Origin of the sequence: Stieleria mannarensis (assembly GCF_014154935.1) — a bacterium.
Classification (GTDB): Bacteria; Planctomycetota; Planctomycetia; order Pirellulales; family Pirellulaceae; genus Stieleria; species Stieleria mannarensis.
Genome location: NZ_JACEHH010000004.1, coordinates 126845 through 143170, shown reverse-complemented (window position 1 = coordinate 143170; position 16326 = coordinate 126845). Strand labels below are relative to the sequence as shown.

Here is a 16326-nt window from a genome sequence, read left to right as displayed (position 1 = left end):
AGTGTCACCGGCGTCTCCGGTTTCAATTTGTGGCAAACCGCATGCCGCGTTTCGCGTAGACTGGTGCCGGATCGACAATGACGTTCGATCGCTAAACGGGACGCTCGCTTCAGGAGTTCGGCTGGCCGGCAACCATGGATCATCGCCCACAGGCATCTGCGGATTGGCACGCACTGGACTTGGACTCGGTCGCCCGGAAGTTGGACGTCGGCGTGCACGGGCTGAGTGAAACCGAGGCGGCGGCGCGGTTGGTCGAGTACGGCCGGAACGATCTTCCGCGGCGTCCGCCGACACCGTTGTGGGCGATCATTTTACGGCAGTTCCGCAGCCCGTTGATCTACATCCTGGCCTTGGCAGCGTTGGTCTCGGTGGCTCTGGGCGACGTCAAGGACGCGGCGTTCATTGCCGGCGTGCTGGTGCTCAATGCCGTGATCGGTTCGTTTCAAGAATGGAAGGCCGAACAGAGTAGCCAGGCGCTGAAGAAGTTGCTGCAGATTCGCGCCTCGGTGCATCGCGACGGCGACGTCCGCGAAGTGCCCGCTGAGGAGGTGGTTCCGGGTGACATTGTCTGGATGGAATCGGGCAACCGAGTTCCGGCGGACATTCGACTCGTTTCGGCCCACGGGTTGGAATCGGACGAGTCGCTGTTGACCGGGGAGTCGTTGCCGGTAGCGAAAGACCCTGATTGGATCGGCGGCGAAGCGACGCCGGTGGCCGATCGGATGAACATGGTTTTCGCCGGTTCGGTGATCACCCGTGGGCGTGCCAAGGGGTTGGTGGTTGCGACGGGGATGGCGACCGGCGTCGGCCAACTGGCGATGGACGTGATGGGCGAAAGCGGTGGGCGTCCGCCGTTGTTGGAACGGATGGAACGCTTCACGCGGGTGATCGCCGTCGCCGTGCTGGTCGCGGCGACAGTGATCGGTGCCTTGGGGGTCGTCCTGGGCGGCTATTCGGCGACGACGATGTTCATGTTCGCCGTCGCCCTGGCGGTTTCGGCGATCCCCGAGGGGCTGCCGGTGGCGATGACCGTCGCGCTCGCGATTGCGACGACGCGGATGGCCGGTCGCGGGTTGATCGTCAGACGGCTGACCGCTGTCGAGGGCCTGGGAAGCTGCACGCTGATCGCCACCGACAAAACCGGAACGCTGACCTGCAATGAGTTGACCGTTCGCCAGGTCTGCTTGCCCGATGGCGAAACCTTTGAAGTCACCGGCGAAGGGTTTCGGCCTGTTGGCGAAATCCTGAAAGACGGCAAACCGCTTCAGCCGGGATGCCACGAGCAGCTGGGATGGTTGGCGCGAGCGGGAATCCTGTGCAACGAAGCAGACCTGCATCAACGCAACGGATCTTGGACGTGGCATGGCGATGCGGTCGACGTCGCGTTCTTGTCCTTTGCTCACAAACTCGGCTGGAACCACGAATCAACGCTCGATTCCCATCCCCAAGTCAACCAGATTCCGTTCGAACCCGAGTATCAATTTGCCGCGTCCTTCAACCGTGTCGATGGCGGCGTCGGGGTGTTCATCAAGGGCGCTCCGGAACGTGTCTTGGCGATGTGCAGCGAAGCGAGTTGCGGCGAATTCGCACCCGATCGGTGGGATCAAACGGCGATCGGCATGGCGGCGAGGGGCTATCGCGTGCTGGCCCTGGCGGATCAGCGATTGGACCAGCCCATCGGTTCCGACCAGGTCCCCTCGCCGCCATCTGAATTGCGTTTCCTGGGCTTTGTCGGCATGATCGACCCGCTCCGGTCGGGAGTGAAAGACGCGGTGCGGTCGTGCGCCCGAGCCGGTGTTTCGGTTGCGATGATCACCGGCGACCATCGCGTGACGGCGTTGGCGATCGCCCGCGACCTGGGGTTGGCTGACGACGAAAACCAAGTGATCACGGGAGGGGCATTGCAGGAAAAAACGGCGGCCGAACTGCCCGAGATCATTCGTCACATCCGTGTCTTTGCCCGAGTCGCGCCGCGACAAAAGTTGGAGATCGTCAACGCCGCCCGCCGGGCGGGACATTTCGTCGCCGTCACCGGCGACGGTGTCAACGACGCCCCCGCGCTCCAGGCGGCAAACGTCGGCGTCGCGATGGGCAAAAGCGGCACCGATGTCGCCCGTGAAGCCGGCGAACTGGTCATCAGCGACGACAACTTCGCCACCATCATTGCCGGCATCGAAGAGGGCCGCGTCGCCTACGACAACATCCGCAAGGTGATCTATCTGCTGATCTCTACCGGTGCGGCCGAATTGGTCCTGATGGCCTTGGCCGTGGGCACCGGCACGCCGTACTTGCCGCTGATGCCGGTCCAAATCCTGTGGTTGAATCTGGTCACCAACGGCATTCAGGACGTCGCCTTGGCATTCGAGCCCAATGAAGGGGGCGTGCTGTCGCGACACCCCCGTTCACCCAAGGAGCGAATCTTTAACCGGCTGATGATCGAACGGACGGCGATCGCGGCGGTCACGATGGGCGTGATCGGATTCGGTACGTTTCGCTGGTTCCTGCCCGACGCGGCGACCGAGGCGGACGTCGCAGCGGCCCGAAACACGTTGCTGTTGTTGATGGTGTTGTTCGAAAACGTCCATATCGGCAACTGCCGTTCGGAAACGAAATCGGCCCTGGTGATGTCACCGCTGCGAAGCCCCATCTTGTTGGCCGGCGCGATCACGGCTTTCTGCATCCACCTCGCTGCGATGCACACGCCGCTGGGCCGGTACGTCTTGGGCGCCCAGCCGATCGACGCAAACCAGTGGGGAATCCTGATCCTGTTGTCGCTGACGATCCTTCCCGTGATGGAACTGCACAAATGGAGTTGGAGGAAACGCTTTCCCGGCGACCAAGCGGCCTGTTGATGGAGTCGACTTGTTGATGGAGTCGACGCATTGATCGAGTCAGCGCTCGCGCCCGCCGACGAATCACCATTGGCATGAATCGTGCACGCTGGAAGGGGCGCCGGTCCGATGGCCGCTTCCCCCCTTTCTTTTCAACCCGAGAGAAACAATGTCCACGCCGAAAAGCCAAGCCATTGCCCAGTTGATCCAGGGGCTCAAACAAGATCGGGACGAACTCAAGCTGAAGGTCCATCTGGGTAAGATGGAATTGCAACAGGAATGGCAGCTACTGGCTGATCAACTCGATGAATTGAGCCATCGCTATGATCCGCTGAAGGATGCGGTCGAAGAAACCGCCGAAGAGGTCTGGGATTCGTTCAAGATGGTCGGCGGCGAAATCCGTGAAGGATTCAAACGGATACGCAAGGCCCTCTGAGCGAACGTCGGCGTCAAAGCGTATGCTGAAGGAAACGCCGACACACCGTCTGGAAGTAAGTGCTCGTCACCATCCCGAATCGATGCATCGACTGGCTCGGATCATCACCGTGCTCGTGATTCTGACGCTGGTCGGTGTCGGATGGTTCCGGTTGGTGCAGGGTTGGTCGTTGTTGGATTCGTCGTACATGACCGTGTTCCGGCCCGATGACGTGTTGATCGCCCTGGGCAAAGTCACGGCGGTGTCTTAATTCCTGTCCAGCGAACAACTCGCCTCGTAGCACTCCGGCGACCGACGAGGGCGCCAAACCATGCTCGCACTGAACTCCGCCATCACGGCTTGGCACGCGATCGTCGACTACTTCGCCGTGGACACCGCGCAAGTCTTCCAGACGGACATGCTGCTCCGCTACCTGATTCAGTTGCTATTGCTGTGCGGTTCCGCCTTCTTTTCCGGTTCCGAGACCGCGTTGTTTTCGCTCTCGCACGTGGATTTCCAGCAACTGCGTCAAACACGCCATCGGCACGCCGAAAAACTGCAAGCATTGCTGGACGAACCGCGACGCTTGATCGTTTCGATCCTGTGCGGCAATGAACTGGTCAACATCGCCGCCGTGGCCAACATGACCGGGATTCTGGTCGCCCTTTACGGCCAAGCCAAAGCCGGCTGGATTTCCGTGCTGGTGATGTTCCCGTTGTTGCTGTTGGTCGGCGAAGTGACGCCCAAAACCATTGCCGTGACCAATCCGCGGCGGATCAGTGCCGGGCTGATCGCCGGCCCGCTGTGGCGCTGGGTACGGGTGATCGGGCCGGTCCGCTGGGTGGTGCGCATCATCTCCGACCGTATCACGACGTGGATCGTCGGACCGCAACGCGAAGCATCCAACATCCTGCAGATCGATGAATTCCGCAGCGTGATCGAAGACGTGGCCGAGACGGGCAAGCTGAACGTCACCGCGCGGACACTGGTCAATAACCTGTTGTCCGCCGGCGCCACCGAGATCGTCAAAATCATGACGCCTCGCACCAGCACGTTTTTCTTGAATGCCGATCTGGGGGTGGCGGAGGTGATCAAACAATTTCGCCAGGAACGTCATTCCCGCGTCCCGGTGTATCGCCAACACCGCGACAATCTGATCGGGTTCCTGCACGACGAGGATGTGGTTCGGCTGCATCTGGACGGGGCCGATTTTTCGACGTTGAAGCTGGAGGACATCGTCCGACCGCCGATCGTCGTGCCCTTGACGAAGACGGTCGATGAAATGTTCGACTTCTTCGTCAAAAGCAAAGCCAGTGCCGCCGCGGTGTTGAACGAGTTCGGTGGCGTGGCCGGATTCATCACTGTCAACGACGTGCTGCGTTCCATTTTCGGTTCACTGACGCACCGGACACACGCCCCGCAGCGAATCATCCCAATCGGCCCGGGGACTTTCGATTGCCCCGGTGACACAAAACTAGGTGAACTTGACCGCGTGACCAACTTTGATCTGCACGATCCCCGCATGACCACGATCGGCGGTGTCGCGTTTCGACACATCGATCGACTGCCCTGCGTCGGCGACCAGGTGGTCGTTGATGGCGTCGCCATCAACGTGCTGGAGATGGACTCGCACCGAATCGCCCGCGTCCGTGTCTGCCGCTCCGAAGCGGCCCCCGAGGTACCGGCGACAGGAGCAACCGAATGAGCACGTTGGACCTGGCCTGGATCATCCCGGTGATGATCGTGATGCTGTTGCTGAAAGGGTTTTTCTCTGGATCGGAAATCGCCCTGGTCAACGCCGACAAGATCAAATTGTCCCACCGGGCCAAGCAGGGCAACCGCGGCGCGCACCGCGTGGTGCAATTGTTCAAACGGCCTGAAAAACTACTGACGACGACGCTGATCGGGACCAACATCTCAACGGTCGTGCTGACCACGCTGGGGACGTTGATGTTCATCCACTTTTTCGGCAATCGGTGGGGGGACCTGTATGCGTTCGTGTTCTTCACGCCGCTGCTGCTGATCCTCGGTGAGATCGTCCCCAAGAGTATTTATCAACAGGAATCCGACCGGATCGCGCCGGTCGTCGTCTTTCCCCTCAACGCGTTTGCCTGGATCTTTGCGCCGATCGTCTATGTGTTTTCGAAAATCGCACGCGCTGCCGCTTGGCTTGCCGGCGGCGGCGCGACCTCGCACCATCTGTTTATCACACGCGATCAACTGCGCAGCGTCATCGAAATGGCCGACCGGGCCTCGGACACCACCGTCTTTGACCGTTTTCGAATCGAGCGCGCGATTCGCTTTTCCGAAACAACTGTCGGTCAGCAAATGATCCCCGTGGCCGACATGGTGGCGATCGACAACGAAAAATCGACTGCCGATGCCATCCAACTGGTCCGCCGCCGCGGCTTCCATCGGCTGCCGGCCTATCAGGGCGACACCAACAACGTCGTCGGAATCGTGACTCTTTCCGCCTGGGACCTGCTCGATCCGGACACACTGGCAAAACCGCTTTCAGACCACATCAAACCTGCCCAGTACGTCTCCCCGCACGACCCGCTTGAGGAAATGCTGACCACGCTCCGCGATCGCGATGACAAAATGGCGATCGTGGTCGACGAGTACGGTTCGACGATCGGCATGATCACCCTGGAAGACGTCGTGGAGACCGTCGTCGGAGAGATCGAAGTCGGAAACGACTACGCGGAACCATCATCACGAAAAGCCCGCAGATGTCAGCAACTGTCCGAAGACTCCTACCTGATGGATGGCCGGCTCACCATTCACGAAGTGAACGATGTCTTAGGGCTTGATCTGCCCGCCACCGAATTCCACACCGTCGGTGGCATGGTGGTCGCTCGGTTGCGTCATCTGGCCAAACCGGGTGATTCCGTCGTCGAAGGCGGCTACCGATTCACAGTCGAAGAAGCATCGGAAACTTCGGTTCGAACCGTCAAAGTCACACGGGAATCGTTTGGGGAAGTTGATCGGAGGAAATGACATGTATGAATCCAATCAAGAACCGCTACCCGAAGGGGACGCGGCCGAAGTCTTTGCCGCCTAACTGGCCGCCTTGCAACATCAAGTAAATGCACAAGACCACCTGGCGCTGACCCCTGACAACGTGGTGCGGTGGGGAATCAATAATCGGTCCTTGGTCGCCGGCCTGTGCCGACGGTTGCTGTTGCCCGGCAGCAAGATCACGGGGCTTTCAAACTTCCGCCAATTGGTCCAACTCGCCAAAGACGGACACGCCTGCCTGCTCTGTCTCAAGCATCGATCCAACCTGGATGTCCCCACCTTCGACGCACTGCTGAGCGATCACGGCCAGGGCGAGTTGTTTGATTCGATGATCTGGGTCGCCGGTCGAACACTAGAAGAAGACACCGGGGTCACGCGAATGTTGGTGCAGTGTTTCAATCGCTTGATCGTGACACCCTACCGTTGGTTCCAACGTGATCGCACCGAGGCCCAACTTCACCAGGCCCGGCAGATCAACATCGCCGCCGAACGCGCCCTTTCACAATTGCGCCACGAAGGTTGGGTCTGCGCCCTGTTCCCCTCCGGCACGCGGATCCGCCCGGATGATGAATCCACGAAACAGGCGATCGCCCAGACCGACAGCTACCTGCGTCTGTTCGACTATCTGTTGCTGGGCAACATCGATGGCTGCACGTTGCCGGTTTCGCGTGACCGAGATTTCACTCACGAGACCCCGCAACTCGATCGAACACCTCCCTTAATCACGTCTAACGGTCCACGATTGGCCAACGTCAGCGATCGGACCAATCGTGCAAGACGAATTGAGTAGACTGCGGGCGACATGCACGAAGTTCGCTCCTCCAGATGCCCAGAAGAATTCATGCCACGCTCGTACCCCGCTCGGACCTCGGTGGAAACCCTGAGCACACGTCAGAAGGCGCTCGACGTGAACCTGGATTCGCGTCGTTACGGAACGTTTGCCGAGATCGGTGCCGGCCAGGAAGTCGTCCGTTGGTTCTTTCGCGTCGGGGCGGCCGCGGGGACGATCGCCAAAAGCATGTCGGCCTATGACATGAAGGTCAGCGACGCGATCTATGGACGGGCGTCACGCTACGTTTGTCGCGAACGATTGCAAGCGATGTTGGACTATGAACACGCGCTCAACTTGGATCGATTGCGTGAAACACGAGGCGACACGACGGCCTTTTTCGCGTTCGCCGACACGGTTTCGGCCCGCAATTTCCACGGCACCAATCAATGCCACGGCTGGATGGGGATCAAGTTCCAGGCCCATCCGCGTGACGAAGACAGCCAAATCATCATCCACGTTCGAATGTTGGACAACGAAGCCGCCTTGCAGCAGGAAGCGCTCGGGATCGTCGGCGTCAACCTGGTCTACGGTGCCGCCGCGCTCAACCACGAACCGGAACTGTTGGTCGATTCCTTGCTGGACGGACTGTCGACCTCGCGGATCGAGATCGACATGATCGAGTTTTCCGGGATCGCCTTTCGACACGTCGACAATCGCTTGATGAGTCTGAAACTGGTCGAACTGGGGCTCAGCGGTGCCGCGATGTTTGCCGCCGACGGCGAAGTGCTGCAGCCGTCCGAATTTTTCTATCGCAAAGCGATCCTGGTCGAACGGGGAAGCTTCCGGCCGGTGTGCAACGTCAACCTGGACATGCTGCGCTGTGCCCACGAAAAGTTCTCGGCGCTGCCGAGTGTGGAGGGCAAGGAGATTGCCCAAGTGATGGAAATCACCATGAACAACCTGAAGTCCTCCGGCGAAATCGACCTCCGCGATTTCCTCGCCCGGGCCGATGTCATCGCCGCCTGTGGCATGCCCGTGCTGATCTCCGACTACTTCCAATACTACCGCCTGGCGGCCTACTTGTGCGGATTCACCAAAGAACCGATCGCGATCACGATGGGGGCGTCCAGCATGAAGGACCTGTTCGACGACCAGTATTACACCCAGCTGCAAGGCGGGGTGCTTGAATCGTTCGGCAGACTGTTCAAGAACGACCTGAAGATCTTCTGTTACCCGATCGAGGATCGCGAATCCGGCGAACTGGTGACGTCGGAGAATTTTAAAACCAAACCCGAACTGCAGCAGTTGTACGAGTACATCCGCAATCGCGGCGACATCATCAATCTGGACAACTTCGATCCGGCGTGTTTAAAGATTTTTTCACGCGACGTGCTGGCACAGATCAAGAAAGGCGACCCGTCGTGGGAAGACAAGGTGCCCACGTCGGTCGCCGCTGTGATCAAGTCCAAGGCCTACTTCGGGCTGCCGACGTAGCTGACCTCAGCAACCGTTGGTGTTTAGCCTTTAGGCGATTTTCCTCGCTGCGACCGCAGCGAGGGGCGACCGCCCGGAAGGGCCGTCGTGCTTGGGAAATCCACTCGCCGCCTTGCGGCGACCGAGGGCGGCTAAAGCCTGGACACCAAACACTCATGCCCGTCCTAGCACGGCTTCACCGGCCGACTCACTCCTCGGTCGAATCGCCTTCGGGGGTTGCCGCGTCGGTGGTTTCCTCTTTGACCGCTGCCGGTTGTGGCTCCGGCGCGTTGTCTTGGTTCTGACGTCGCTCTTCTTCACGCTCCTTCTTTTCTTGTGCCAGCGCGTCCTGGGCCGCCTTCAGCTGGCGGTTGGCCGTTTGCACGCGTTTTTTCAGATTCGCATTTTGTTTTTCTGCCTGTGCGATCTGCTGCTTCGCTTCCGCGGCGGCCTGGCCGGCGGCTTTCTTGGCTTTCGCCGCCTCGTCGCGGACCTTCGCCAGATCCTTGGTGACCTTGTCGGCACGCTTGGTTTGCTTGGTCAGCTGCTCTGCTTGTTCGGCCAGCTTGGTCTCTTGTTCGGCCAACGTGGCTTGCAACTCTTTGACCTGTTGCTCCGCCGCCTCGAGTGCCTGGTCTTTCTCAGCCGCTGCCGCTTCCATCTCTTCCAGTTGCTCCCGCAGTGCGACCAGCTCGGTGGTTAGCATGATGTTCAGCTGGCTGGGCTGATCCGTCGCCGTACCGCATCGCGAAACGGGGCCGCAAGCGGATTTGGTCGGGCGGTGCAACAGGCGGGCGAGCGGGCCGCCGCAGTTGCCTGCGAAACAACGGGTCGACGGGTCTGGGATCAGTAGCAGGGTCGCTAGAGCGAGGGTTGCGGTAACGGTAGTTCTCATCGGTCTTTCGCTTCATCGGGGGGTGATGTGGGTGGGGCTCGGCAACCTCCGGTCAATGCCACCTACTTTCGATCACAAACAGAGCCGTAGGCGCTAGTCTCGGGCCTTACAAGTCTCGAAGGGCAATCCAAGGCCCGCGGCTAGCGCCGTCGGCTGATAAAGTAGGTGCCATTGGGCGTCCGGTCCCGGGCAACCTCCTATCCTAGTCACGATTCCCAGATGTAAAGACGGTGCGCCAAAGAAGCGCCGAGAGAATAAAAATAGGATAGGCTCCCGCCCCGGTCGTTCCCGAATCCGACAGGGTGGAAGCCTATCCCCAATGTCAAGACAGGCCGACCGGATAGCGAATGTCCCCGTACCACACTACGGATGATCCGCTATCCGGCGACCTTGCCAAGTGCATCACTTGATGAACAGCATTTCCTGGTACGTCGGCAGCGGCCAGATGTCATCGGCGACCACCTCCTCCAGCTTGTCGACGGTCTCGCGGAGGGCCAACATCGACGGCAGGATCGCGTCACAGCAATGCCGGCACTCCTCGTCCGGCGTGGTGGCCGACACGTCGTTGATCGCATGCTCCAGCGTCGCGATTCCGTCCTGCAGCGATTTGACCAGGGCGGTCATCGAATCCAACGTGTCGGTGTCAAACTCATAGCCGACGGCTTTCAGGTTGGCACAGGTCGACGCCAATTCGTTTTGATACCGAATCGCCGCGGGGAAGATCATGGTCCGGGCGAGCGAGAGGGCCACGCTGGCTTCGACGCCGACCGTCATGCAATACTGTTCTTGATAGGTTTCCAATCGGCTTTCCAGCTCCCGTTCGGACAGCACGCCATAGTTGGAAAACATCTCGATGGTTTCCGGCGTCGCCAGTTGCGGCAGTGCGTCGGCGGTCGTCTTCAGATTCAACAACCCTCGCTTTTCGGCTTCCTTGTGCCACTCCTCGGAATATCCGTCGCCGTTAAAGATGACCGCGGAACACTCGGTGATGATCTCCGAAAGCAACGACTGGATGGCGGCGTTCAGCCCGTCCGGATTGGACGCGATCGATTCTTCGATCTTTGTCGCACAGTAGTCGATCGATTCGGCGATGATCGTGTTCATCGCGACCAGGGGGCCGGAAATCGATTGGTTCGATCCGACGGCCCGGAACTCGAACCGGTTGCCGGTAAAGGCGAACGGGCTGGTGCGGTTGCGGTCCCCGGCGTCCTTTGGCAACGGCGGCAACACGTCCACGCCCACCTCCAACGTTCCCGACGGCAGTGAACTGCTGGCACCACCGGCTTTGATCTGTTCAAACACGTCGGTCAACTGATCGCCCAGGAAGATCGAGATGATCGCCGGTGGAGCTTCGTTGGCACCCAGGCGATGGTCGTTCCCGGCACTGGCGACAACCGCTCGCAGCAGCCCCTGGTGCTTGTAGACGGCGCGGATGACGGCGGCACAGAACACCAGGAACTGGGCGTTTTCGTGCGGCGTGTCACCGGGATCCAACAGGTTCCCTTGCGAGGAACTGCCCAACGACCAATTGACGTGTTTGCCTGAACCGTTCACACCCGCGAACGGCTTTTCATGCATCAAGCACGCCATGCCGTATTTCTCGGCCGTCTTCCGCAGCGTCAACATCATCAATTGTTGGTGGTCGGCCGCGACGTTGGCCGATTCAAACACCGGCGCGACTTCGAACTGCCCCGGCGCGACTTCGTTGTGACGCGTCTTGACGGGAATCCCCAACTTGAACAACTCTCGCTCGGCTTCGCACATGAACGCCAACACGCGTTCGGGAATCGCACCGAAGTAGTGGTCGTCAAACTCTTGCCCCTTGGGCGGCTTGGCACCGAACAGCGTTCGCCCGGCGGTCAGCAAATCGGGACGGGCGTAGTAGAAATTCCGGTCGACCAGGAAGTACTCCTGCTCCGGTCCGGCGGTCGACGCCACAAACGCGCCGTCCTCATGACCGAAGATGTTCAAGATTCGCTGTGCCTGTTTATTGAGCGCCTGCATCGAACGCAACACCGGCGTTTTCTTGTCCAGTGCTTCGCCGGTCCACGACACGAACGCCGTCGGAATACACAACGTCGTCCCGTTGGGGTTCTCCAGAATGTACGCCGGGCTGGTGACGTCCCAGATCGTGTACCCGCGGGCCTGAGACGTGACCCGAATCCCGCCGCTGGGGAAACTCGATCCGTCGGGTTCACCCTGGCAAAGTTGCTTGCCGCTGAATTCAGAAAGCGTGCCGCCGTCGGAGGTCGGCGACAGAAAACTGTCGTGCTTTTCGGCCGTCGCACCGGTCAGCGGATAAAAGACATGGGCGTAGTGCGTCGCGCCTTTTTCCATCGCCCAATCCTTGATCGCCGATGCCACGATGTCGGCGATTTCCGGATCCAATTTCTCTCCCGCGTCGATCGTTCGGATCAGCGATTTGAACACCGTCTTCGGCAATCGGTCCTTCATCACCGACTTGGTGAACACGTTCGTGCTGTAGTAATCCTGGGCCGGAACATCGACGAAATCGATCGTTTGCGGACTGGAAATCCGATTGATGACCGATGCCACGGCGGTCCGCCGTGGAGTCGTGCTGCCGCCGTTACCAGGGCTGCCCGCGGACGCGCCTTTGGAGGGTGTGGTGTCGGTGGGAGTTGCGAATGCGGTGCTCATGAAAAACCTTGATCATCAGGCGCGGCAAAAATGGGGGAAATCAACCAACAGCCATCCATGAGTTTCGAACAACGCACGCTGTACAGACGGTTCGCCTGGGTGGCCGACGAGCGATTCAACGCGATTCGATCAATACCGGGACACGACTCATTTCGCATCGCCGAAACAACCACGCACGTCGCGTACCGGGATTCCTGTCCTTTCAGCTCACGGCCCAGCGGGGGAGCCGACGACGCCGTGAACGCCCGACACGGGAACCTGGCATGCCCTTAGAAAGAGACGGGGCGCGGCGTGCTCACCCCGGTCCGAAACAGTTGCGGAGAGAATAGGCGGTCGGTGCCCGATTTCCGCGCCCTCGCATCGGCCAAGCTTGCCCCGCCGATAGCCACGCCAGATTCGTCAGCCGCAATCGCCTCAGGGGACCGATAGGACAGAGAGGATCAACAGGGCACACAGGTCCTATTTGTCACATTCGTCCTATTGGTCGCGACGCTTCCATTCAGTGCCGCGCCGCCAACCGCGCGATCACCCCAACCGCGCGATCAACCCAACCGCGCGATCAACCCAGCCCGACAATCTCCAACAACCGCAGCGCGTTGGTCGTCGGGCTGACGCCGGCATGCATCTGGTAGTCGAACGTCATCTGCTCGTTGCCCGAAGCGTCGGGCGTGATCGTCTCGCGGAAGTGGACGATCTGTGACACCGCCTGCAGCTCCGGTTCATCGGCCAGCTCCAAGTCGTGTGTGCTGATCGCACCGATCGCGCCACACTCGATCAAGTGCCGCAAGACTTGCGTGACCGCGATCAACCGCTCACGCGAATTGGTGCCCTGCAAGATCTCATCCAGCAAAAACAGCGAAACACAACGCGGATTGGACGCCATCGCGCGGGCCCGATCGACCACCCCTTTCAACCGATGCAACTCGGCCATGTAGAACGAGACGCCTTCGGCCAAGTTGTCGCGGACACGAATGCTGGTGGCCAACTCCGTCGAGGGCAAACTCAGCCGGGTCGCGCAAACCGGTGCCCCGGCCCCCGCCAACGCCACGTTCAACCCGACACTTCGCAGCATCGTACTCTTGCCCGACATGTTGCTGCCCGTGACCAGCAACACCGTTCCGGCCGGTCCGATCGTCACATCGTTGCAGACGCGGTCACCGTCGCCCAGCAGCGGATGCCCCAACGCGACCGACGTGAACCTTGCCGGATGACTCGGATCGGCATCGGTGTCGATCCAATCCGGAAAGACCCAAGACGGGTTCTCGTCGCAGACCGCCGCCAACGACATCAATGCTTCCAATTCGCCGAAGGCATCGAACCAGCCCGGCACAGATTCGGCATAATTATCCTGCCAGGCTTCCAACTTTTTCAGGACACGAATGTCCCACAACGCAAACGCTTGTAGCGGCAGGTACAACAGAAACGTGGCGGCCGAAGACCGCAGGGCCCCCAGCGACGCGACCCGCGCCAAGGCGTTCATGCCGATCTGTGCCGATTGTTGCGGGTCGTCCAACAGCACGCGATGAAGATGGTCCAGGCGGTTGCCCGCCGCTGCGTCCTCGCTTTGACGCGGTTCGTCGTTTTCCAGCCACGCCGCGGCGGCAAACAATTCGCGATACTCGTCGACCGATTGGCGACTGGCCATCGCGACCGAAAAGATCTGATGCACCGGCCCCAGCATCACCGTCGTGATCAGGACGTTGATCACCACCAATGCAGCCGCCAGCCCCAAGGCGATCTGGGCAACGTTGGTCGGCACGACGCCGACCCGTGAAGCAATCAGCACGACCAGCGATAGGGTCGCGAGGACGGCCGACGCGTTCGCCCACAGCGACAGCCAGCCGTTTTTTTCCAGCCAGGAATCTCCCTGGGACCAGCGAATGAACTGGTCGGGATCGCCGCTGCCGTCGCCGACGTGCGCGGCCAGGGAATAAAATCGAAAGCGTTCCTGGCGGCGCGGTGCCAACCGACGCACCGCATCGCTGCGTCCGCGTGCGACATCGGCGTCGGCCACCCCGGTCAACCAGTTGGCCAGCGTGCGCACGCCGATCGTTGTGCCCGCCATCGAAACGAACTGAAACAGCGAACTCTTGCCCAGCAGATCCAGGTCGTCGGCGACATCCTTTTGGTGTTCTTCCAACTGGACGGTTTTCAGTTTCCCTCGCGAGGTCTTCCAGTCCAACGCATCCCAGTCTCGACGAATCCGCGCCATCAGGCGTTCGGTGACCTTCCGCGCCCGCTGTTGCTCGGCCATCGCGTCGCGAATCGGTTCGTTCAGGATCGCCGCGACCAGGAACCCGCCCAGCAATGAAAAACCGACGATCCCGCCCGCCGTCCCCAGCTTGGCAAAAAACGTGAACGCCAGCACCGCCACCGCGGCCCCGAACAACACCAATCGGATCGTCGCAAAGGCCGCGTCCCGGCTATGCAGCTGCTCCATCCGTTGCGTCGCCGCGTCGAGCAGTTGTTGGTAGCGATCCGCGGCGGGCTCTGCCGCCGCCGGGCTTGAGGGAGAATCAACCATGTTCGCTGCTTGCTGTTCCTAAACCGTCTGGATTCCGCCGCCCGTGTTCGTTTGTCGCGCCAATTCAGATCGCCCCCGCTGGACGACCTTCAACGCCACCCGATCCTGCAAATTGGGACGGAAGATGGTCAGCAACAGTAGTGGCAGGAACCACGCGATGTACAGCCCCCCGCCGTATCCGTGCCAGAACTGTACCGCGACCATCACCGCAGCCGAACACCCGATCAAGGTGCCCAGGTTTTTCGGTGAGGGCCAGGCCGCAAACAGCGTGCACAGGATTCCGAAGGCCACGATCACCGGCAGACGCCAACGCGGGTCCCAGCCCAGCCCCCAAATGCCCCGCGGCTCCTTCGTCGGCAAAAACAGGCCGAACATGCGACGCAGGTGATCCACCAGCGAATCGGTTCCCCCGAACGTCAGCAACACGCCCAGAATCGCCAGCGTCACGATCACGCCGATGGCGAATCGTCGTACCCCGCGCTGCCAGTAAAAGCTGCACCACAGCGGCAGCAGAAACAACGGGTAATAAACCAATCCGGCCGCCAGCCCCAAGAACACGCCGGCGATCACCGGACGACGGTAACTGAGCACCGCCCACAACAACAACGCCGCCGGCAACGCATGGTCCACGCGGCCGGTCATCTGGGCCGTGTACGGCAGAATCAAATACAACAGCGCACAACCGACACCGCTCCGCAGGTTGCCGAAATGTCGATTCCCGATCAACACCACGCCGACAATGATCGCCAAGTGCGCCGAAATGGCCAGCACCTTCGCCAGAATCGTCCAGCTCCGCTTGCTCTGGTCCAACTCGTCCGCCGTCGGCTCCTCCTCCCCGCCGAGTGCCTGGCTGACCGGGCGGGTCGTGATCGTCGGCAAACGGTGCATCAATGCGTAACCCGGTCCCAGCTCCGGTCCCTGCCAGACGCTCATCCGCGGCGTGCTGGTGGCCACGTTCACCATCATAAAAATGAACAGACAAATGCTGATGAAATACAAACCGCCGACGGTCAGGTTGGGGTCCAACAGTGGACGCCGCACCATCAACGGATCGATCATCAATCGAATCAGGATCAGCATCTCGACCGCAAACAACATGATGAAGCCGCGTCGCTGAAGTAACTTGGCCGATTGCTCGGCATCGGATTCGGTTTGATCGGGGTCCAGCGACGTGGCCTCCAACCGCTCGTCGAGCGCATGACGTTCCGTCACCAACGGCAGGTTCGTTTCTTCCTGAATCGTCGGCGGTCCACTGTTGCTCGGGCCTGTGGATTCCGAGTCGGCCTCCTGCATGACGTTGACGGTGACCAAGACCGATGCCGAATCCGCGCCGATCGACCGGTCTGCCGCATCGGAGGGTTCCTGTTCCCGCAGCGGCGAGGGGACGATGTGGCGGGGACGGGCCGACTCAAGACCTGGATCGGTTTGACCCCGCGTCGCGATCTCCCCCGATTCCATCTCCCGCAAGTGACGCCGACGCCCCTCGTGAACCATCAACAATCCCGGCGCCAGCAAGATCAGCAGCACAATGTCCAGGTTGCGGATGCTCCAAAACCGGTGAAAGACAAAGTACAGCCCGATCGTCAGGAACGATGACAGGTAGACCCAGGTCGTCGGGTCCGGCCGCTTGTAATAAAGCAGAAACTCGCTCATGGGACGTTTGCGACGGTGTCCTACCGCCCGCCTCGGTCAAACCCGTTGGAAGAATCGCAGCAAAAGTCGTTCCAATACAATTGC

The 16326-nt window shown here is 60.5% G+C and carries 11 protein-coding genes; 7 read left to right on the top strand and 4 right to left on the bottom strand.

Annotated elements, in window-relative coordinates; translation table 11 throughout:
• Positions 1-134: 134 nt before the first annotated feature.
• From H1B37_RS04165 to H1B37_RS04135, 7 genes are all read left to right on the top strand, one after another.
• On the top strand, positions 135-2852 hold the full coding sequence (locus H1B37_RS04165) for a cation-translocating P-type ATPase (protein WP_182865356.1): 2718 nt from the start codon (positions 135-137) through the stop codon (positions 2850-2852).
• Positions 2853-3000: 148 nt separating this feature from the next.
• Positions 3001-3267: a hypothetical protein gene (locus tag H1B37_RS04160; RefSeq protein WP_182865355.1), complete on the top strand. Its 267-nt coding sequence runs from the start codon at positions 3001-3003 to the stop codon at positions 3265-3267.
• Positions 3268-3349: 82 nt separating this feature from the next.
• Positions 3350-3517: a hypothetical protein gene (locus tag H1B37_RS04155; protein ID WP_182865354.1), complete on the top strand. Its 168-nt coding sequence runs from the start codon at positions 3350-3352 to the stop codon at positions 3515-3517.
• A gap of 60 nt (positions 3518-3577) precedes the next feature.
• A complete protein-coding gene (locus tag H1B37_RS04150; RefSeq protein WP_182865353.1) occupies positions 3578-4951 on the top strand; it encodes a hemolysin family protein in 1374 nt (457 codons plus the stop codon).
• Positions 4948-6246, top strand: coding sequence for a hemolysin family protein (locus tag H1B37_RS04145; protein ID WP_182865352.1), 1299 nt, complete (start codon positions 4948-4950; stop codon positions 6244-6246). The genes H1B37_RS04150 and H1B37_RS04145 overlap by 4 nt, the downstream gene beginning before the upstream one ends.
• Positions 6247-6319: 73 nt before the next feature.
• A complete protein-coding gene (locus H1B37_RS04140) occupies positions 6320-7057 on the top strand; it encodes a 1-acyl-sn-glycerol-3-phosphate acyltransferase (protein WP_182865351.1) in 738 nt (245 codons plus the stop codon).
• Between the two features lie 51 nt (positions 7058-7108).
• Entirely contained in the window at positions 7109-8533 is a 1425-nt protein-coding gene (locus H1B37_RS04135; RefSeq protein ID WP_182865350.1) for a TonB-dependent receptor, read from the top strand.
• 187 nt (positions 8534-8720) lie between these two features.
• Here the strand turns inward: H1B37_RS04135 and H1B37_RS04130 are convergent, their stop codons facing one another.
• From H1B37_RS04130 to H1B37_RS04115, 4 genes are all read right to left on the bottom strand, one after another.
• On the bottom strand, positions 8721-9407 hold the full coding sequence (locus tag H1B37_RS04130) for a hypothetical protein (protein WP_182865349.1): 687 nt from the start codon (positions 9405-9407) through the stop codon (positions 8721-8723).
• 402 nt (positions 9408-9809) lie between these two features.
• Positions 9810-12065: a glutamine synthetase III family protein gene (locus H1B37_RS04125; protein WP_182865348.1), complete on the bottom strand. Its 2256-nt coding sequence runs from the start codon at positions 12063-12065 to the stop codon at positions 9810-9812.
• A gap of 559 nt (positions 12066-12624) precedes the next feature.
• Positions 12625-14589: a MutS family DNA mismatch repair protein gene (locus H1B37_RS04120; RefSeq protein ID WP_286177392.1), complete on the bottom strand. Its 1965-nt coding sequence runs from the start codon at positions 14587-14589 to the stop codon at positions 12625-12627.
• A gap of 18 nt (positions 14590-14607) precedes the next feature.
• Positions 14608-16242 (bottom strand): DUF2029 domain-containing protein, encoded by a 1635-nt coding sequence (locus tag H1B37_RS04115; protein ID WP_182865347.1) that lies wholly within the window; start codon positions 16240-16242, stop codon positions 14608-14610.
• Positions 16243-16326: the final 84 nt, after the last annotated feature.